Source organism: Pseudoalteromonas sp. NBT06-2 (assembly GCF_002276045.1).
In the GTDB taxonomy this organism is placed as follows: Bacteria; Pseudomonadota; Gammaproteobacteria; order Enterobacterales; family Alteromonadaceae; genus Pseudoalteromonas.
The window spans coordinates 1-5,011 of sequence record NZ_NQMR01000247.1 but is presented as its reverse complement, the minus strand read 5'-3'; the positions used below and the strand labels follow the sequence as shown (position 1 = coordinate 5,011).

Annotated in this window: 4 protein-coding genes; all 4 read right to left on the bottom strand. The window is 33.3% G+C overall.

The window, feature by feature from the left end; translation table 11 throughout:
- Positions 1 to 309: 309 nt before the first annotated feature.
- The gene (locus CJF42_RS24755) at positions 310 to 1,050 is read right to left on the bottom strand and encodes a hypothetical protein (protein ID WP_095369181.1); all 741 of its coding nucleotides are present in this window, start codon (positions 1,048 to 1,050) and stop codon (positions 310 to 312) included.
- 131 nt (positions 1,051 to 1,181) lie between these two features.
- The gene (locus CJF42_RS24750; protein ID WP_170940758.1) at positions 1,182 to 1,814 is read right to left on the bottom strand and encodes an isochorismatase family protein; all 633 of its coding nucleotides are present in this window, start codon (positions 1,812 to 1,814) and stop codon (positions 1,182 to 1,184) included.
- Positions 1,815 to 1,920: 106 nt separating this feature from the next.
- Entirely contained in the window at positions 1,921 to 2,190 is a 270-nt protein-coding gene (locus CJF42_RS24745; RefSeq protein WP_095369179.1) for a hypothetical protein, read from the bottom strand.
- Positions 2,191 to 2,389: 199 nt separating this feature from the next.
- Positions 2,390 to 4,762: a hypothetical protein gene (locus CJF42_RS24740; protein ID WP_095369178.1), complete on the bottom strand. Its 2,373-nt coding sequence runs from the start codon at positions 4,760 to 4,762 to the stop codon at positions 2,390 to 2,392.
- Between the last annotated feature and the right edge of the window lie 249 nt (positions 4,763 to 5,011).

Genomic DNA, 5,011 nt, shown 5'->3' with positions numbered 1-5,011 from the left:
GTGACTACTGATATCTATGCGCTACATTTGTTCTTGGTAAATGCTACAAGCTCAACCCACGTACTCCCATTGTTGGGAAAACGCCACCAAACACATTGCTATAGCCAAATAGTAGCTGTTGCACAACTCTAAGACAAGTACCTTTTTCTGTTTACACTCTTGTAGCGCATTTTTTGGCCAAACCGTGTATATTAAAACCAAATGTTAATACAGCTTAGACTTACAAAACAAGAATATAAAAATAATCACCACTTTAACTTAAACCCTAGCCTGAATAGGTTAGGGTTTAGTAACTAAAGGAGCTAGGAATTAAAACGGTTTCTCGAAAAACATTACACCTATCTTAAAATCTTTAATTTTAAGTTCATATTTATTCTCATTTGGAGTCTTTTCATTTAGAGTATATTTATACCAAGATCCATCTGTTGAGTTAAGTGTGCTACGAAGATCAACTTCCTTTGCTGCATCAAATCTAGCTCTTCCCCTCATCTCAATTGCCTTAAAGGATGGATTTTCGCTGCCGGTTCCTTTTAAAACAAGAAAAAGGTGCGGTGCTTCTTCGCCATTAATATCTAGCACCACACTTACAAGTGCCGTTCTACCCGGCTGAAATTTATCCTTATCCAAATATGCTAAAGCTTGCTGTCTATTCATCCCTTTCCTACTACTAATCTGTTTATAATCTAAACCTTTTTCTTTTAAGAAATCTTGAATACTAGCCACAGTATCAACAAAGTTTTGAGGAGCTTCAGGGTCATCTAGTAGGGTAGCTTTAGTATCGCTATAAGGCACCTTAGCTTCCAAATACTTAAAAGTCGCTTTTGAGCATGCTGTACATGTTCCGCTGGAATTTGTTATAGCATCTTCATTATCATTTAATGAGGCGATCTTTCTCATTTTCAATTTTCGTTTAACGAGTGCCACTTTATCTTTTAATGTAACATTCTGTTTTACAGCAGGTATCTGGATACAACCGGGAATTGCATATGTAAAATGACTTATCACTACCAATAGAAAAGATAGACCTATTAGTATCGTTTTATATTTCATTATCAGTACTTTCTCTTAATTTAGGGTTTAAAGAATCGATCACGATCCACAACCAAAAGCAGCTGAGGATCGGTTTATCATTGAATTTAGACTGGTGAAAAATTACATATAATTATTTGCAGGACCCATTTTCACCATTGACAAGGCTTACTAGATACTATAGTCAGCTTCTCTGGATAATCATCCTCAAGTCTCTTCCATAAATATGCATTCCCATCTTTTTCGCCCCTAGATAAATGAACTTTAAAGCCCCTTTCTAATGCACTTTTAGCCGTTTTTAATACACAACATGCATCAGATACACCTGCTAAAATAATTTCATCCGTTTCTGAATTCAATAATTCATCAAGTGAAGTAGTACGATTCCAGCAAGGCCTAGTTGTACATGTTAATGGAGTAAATGCATCTCTAGCTTCTTTTAAGTAATATTCATACCTTCTTCTAAGTAATTGCGAACGCAATGTTGCTTCTGTAGGACTTTTCCCATAATTAATTTGTATAAGTCTCGCTTTATTTTCCTGAGCTTTGTTTACCAAGTCTATTACATTTTGTAACCTTCCTGTCTTACTAAAATCATATGATTCTTGTAAGTCAATTAGAATTATCACAGGTTTTTTACCTCTAAGAATAATATCATCAAAACTATCTTCAAGAGAAATAGCGTAAACAACATTAGTAGTTAACATTAATAGAATAAATATAATTAAATTTTTCAAATAACTTGATATACTTATTGTCTTACATTCAAGAGTGACTTGTGTCATCTTTGTCTCCATTTGTTAAAAATATTAAAATTTCTTACCATCAAGTGCGCTGTACAAATATTAATAACATGAGCTAAAATAAAGGTAACTTCTGTGCGCTATTTACCTACGGTCTAAGTGATATTAATATCCCCCTATCACCCTTTATATAATTACGTAACGCTTGGATCTCATCAGCATTTGATTTCGTAACTATATCCACCAACCTTTGCACATCAAGCTCTGTATTTTTATTACTCTCGATAGATTCTACGATACCTCCAAAATCTTGACTATTACGACTTTTATCACTGACACAGTGCCCACTAAATGCTGCTGTAGAATAAATTAAAGCTAAGATGATAATCACTATATTCAGTTGTGATTTTTTATACATGATTTTATTAAATTCCTATAAAGTTAAATCTCAATAACTTTTATATATGTTTAGAGTTCATCCTAAACTCACTATACAAATTAACGTTATACTAGAAGAGCCACAGCTAAAAAAAGCTGTGAATCTATTTATTATTAAATGTGGATGGTGACTCAGTTTCTTGAATAACTATTACATACGTTATTAAACTTTTAGATTACTATTTATTAACCCTCATACCCTTATATTGATAGTCGTCAGGAGGAGTTGGAGAAGCTGTATTGCGATGACCCCACCAATAAATTGACTGAGTACCAGGCCCCCCTATTTTATTGTTATCTTTATCGTAAATAGCTAAGCTTGTAATTACATGACTTGGACTACTATCGAAAATCAAATCAGATAATTTTGTATTACTGTCAATGGTAATCTTGTACAACGAATCAATATATTGTCCATTAGATCTGCTTTCACTCCAAACACTAAACTGAGACCCATCTAAACTTGAAAGAGGGATATCGGTCCCCAAATAATAATTATGATCTCCTATGCTAAAATAAGGTATTGAATTATTCCTCATTGATACAAAGTTTACAGTCGCCTTTTCTAAAATTTCATCTACCAAGCTAGGAGCAAATTTGATATGTTTAGAAAGAAAATCAATTAAGCTTATATTTTCATTCTCGGTTTGTCCTAATGTAGAGAAGTTGATCCACTTATCTTTAGGTGATATAACGTTATTGTTATTCATAAAGGCATTATAATTTATATGTAATTCTGTTATTAATCTTTCCAGTCCATCATCAGTAATCTTTTTTTCAAACTGTAATATATATCGATCAAGTATGCTAATCACCGATTTTTCATAAGCCCAATGATATCTCGACATATCCTGTGCCGTTTCAGGTATACGCTTATATCCGCCTTGAAAATTAGGCAATACCTTCTCTTTAATTAAACTATTAATTTCTGTATCGAGACGACTTTTCAAATAACCATCATCGATAAGTTTTTGTGTTTCAGCTATATGACGTGATATTTCATCCTCTGTTAACACAAGAGGCTTGATGTCATTAGCCTTAAGCCTACGACTCAAGGTTAAACTCTTTACTTTTTCAAAATCAGCAGAAAGGTTATTCTTAATCGATGCAGGAAAACCTAACTTGTTAGCTAATTTCATGACGTCATTTTTTGCGTCATTTGATGTGATGTCTACTCCAGAATTAATCAACTCACTCACAAATGAACTTGTCATCGTAGACACTTGAATAGATTTAATGATCTTTTTATCAATCGAACTTTCAGCAAAAACTTCTATAAATGGCATTAGAATTCTAAATGCCCATTCAGCATCCCTCTGAGATTCCTCACTAGAGTAATCAATATGATCTAAAATTTCCTCTCCAAGTCTCAACCATGCATACTGAGTATCGATAGTTTGATTATATTTTTTAAGCATTTTATGCTGAATCGTTGGATATTCATTAATGATATATTTAGATACCGTATGATAATCTTTAAATAAAGACACCTTATCATCCATCATTTTATCAACCATACCAAAAATCAATTCATTTTTAGTCCTACTCCAGCCAAGTAGTGGTTTATACTCTTCATAGAACCCTGTAGAATAAAGTACAGGATTTTTTGCAAATTTCAGTATTTCTTCTTCTGTAAGCTCTCTTCTTGGGTTCCATATATTAATAAAATAATGCAGGCTTAGGTCATACGTACCTGCATAAGGAACAAAATATGAGTTGACTCTGTATTCTTCATCTAACAAATATCTAACTTTTTTAAGTTCTTCAATTAACCCATCATTATTAGCTACATCTTTACCTTCTAAATGATAAAGAATGTTCTCATTTCTTCTTTCTCTATAAGTTTTATGCGCATTCTTTTCAAATGCTTTTAAAAAAATACCATTCGTAAATTTTTCAATTCCCTTTTTGGTCAATTCCACAACTACATTTGCAAAATGTTCATTTGTCACTTTGTAATATTCATCTCCATCACCAGATATCACAAGTTTTGTATCATCAAGAGATTTTTCTAATAAACGAACGGTTTTTTTATAGTGTTCCGCAGTATCTGAATTGTGTTGCTTTACTTTGTCTATCATCTTATCTGATGAAATACCGCTAGCAATATTCATTCCCTCAGCAAGAATCAAGGCGCTAGCACCACCAGTAATAGCACCTATATCTGCTGATATTAGCTCTGTCGTTATCGAGCTGACTATTTCAGGAGCAACAATTGAAGCAATAGAAAGACTGCCATTAACGAGTGATGATGTCTTATGGTTTATAATCCCATCTTCTAATTCATATATCCCCATGCCTAAGCCAGCGAGCATACCAAGCTTTCCAACTCCTTGCATGATATCAAGACCGAGACCTACATTACTGAACCTAAGCTCAGGTAGTTCATGAGAAGAAACGACAATATCAGCGAACTGCTCCTCAATTTCCATATTAACTTCATCAACTTTTGCACTTATATCTTCATCAACAATCTCACATTGTTGAGCACCCTGAGCACTATTTATAAAAATCGAAATAAATAGAGCACAGCACGTAACTTTAAACTTCATTATTAGCAACACCTAGCAATTGAATTAAACAAGACGCTAATATACCAAATAACCATGTACCCGTAAAGGGTACTGGGTATCTATCAATACTAATCGCTCATTGATTTATTTATAATTACTTACAGAGAGGGCTGTTGAGCACAAGAGTGAAGCATAGTTTGGCGCATAATCCTCTTTATCGTTCCTGATAGGCTCTTACAAAAAAGAAATAACTCAAATATTACACACTGGTATTTGATATGTATTAAG

Excerpts from the sequence above, each read along its gene's own strand:
- CJF42_RS24750 (WP_170940758.1), bottom strand. The coding sequence starts at position 1,814 with ATGACACAAGTCACTCTTGAATGTAAGACAATAAGTATATCAAGTTAT.
- CJF42_RS24745 (WP_095369179.1), bottom strand. The coding sequence starts at position 2,190 with ATGTATAAAAAATCACAACTGAATATAGTGATTATCATCTTAGCTTTA.
- CJF42_RS24740 (WP_095369178.1), bottom strand. The coding sequence starts at position 4,762 with ATGAAGTTTAAAGTTACGTGCTGTGCTCTATTTATTTCGATTTTTATA.
- CJF42_RS24755 (WP_095369181.1), bottom strand. The coding sequence starts at position 1,050 with ATGAAATATAAAACGATACTAATAGGTCTATCTTTTCTATTGGTAGTG.